This window comes from Winslowiella iniecta (assembly GCF_001267535.1).
Classification (GTDB): domain Bacteria; phylum Pseudomonadota; class Gammaproteobacteria; order Enterobacterales; family Enterobacteriaceae; genus Erwinia; species Erwinia iniecta.
The window spans coordinates 844-1,230 of the sequence record NZ_JRXE01000062.1 but is presented as its reverse complement, the minus strand read 5'-3'; the positions used below and the strand labels follow the sequence as shown (position 1 = coordinate 1,230).

The following is a 387-nucleotide window of genomic DNA, read 5'->3' as shown; positions in this document are numbered from 1 at the left end:
CAGCAGATGCTGGAAAGCTGGATCATTGACGCTGATGAGCAGGCGCGCCACGCCACGGTAACCTGCCTTTCCGGCGGCAGCTCTTTTCATCAGTGGGATGCGCGCTGCCGCATCACCGGCTGGCGCGATATGTACGGTGCCGAATGGCGCTATGAGTGGGCGGAGCAGGATGAACTGCTGCGGGCCGTCACCGGCCCCGACGGCGGGCGCTGGCAGTATGGCTATGATGCGCGCGGCAATCTCACCACCGCGTGCAGTCCGGCCGGGGAGACCCGGCTGACGGTCTGGCATCCGGTCTGGTCATTGCCTCAGCAGGACGTGCTGGCCGACGGGGCCGCCTGGCATTATCAGTATAACGCACTGGGCGACGCGGTGGCGGTGACCGAC

At 66.1% G+C, this 387-nt stretch carries 1 protein-coding gene; it reads left to right on the top strand.

Annotated features, from left to right (window positions below):
- Positions 1–6: 6 nt before the first annotated feature.
- Positions 7–387: RHS repeat domain-containing protein (locus NG42_RS21585; protein WP_052903075.1), on the top strand; the 381-nt coding region annotated here is incomplete at its 3' end.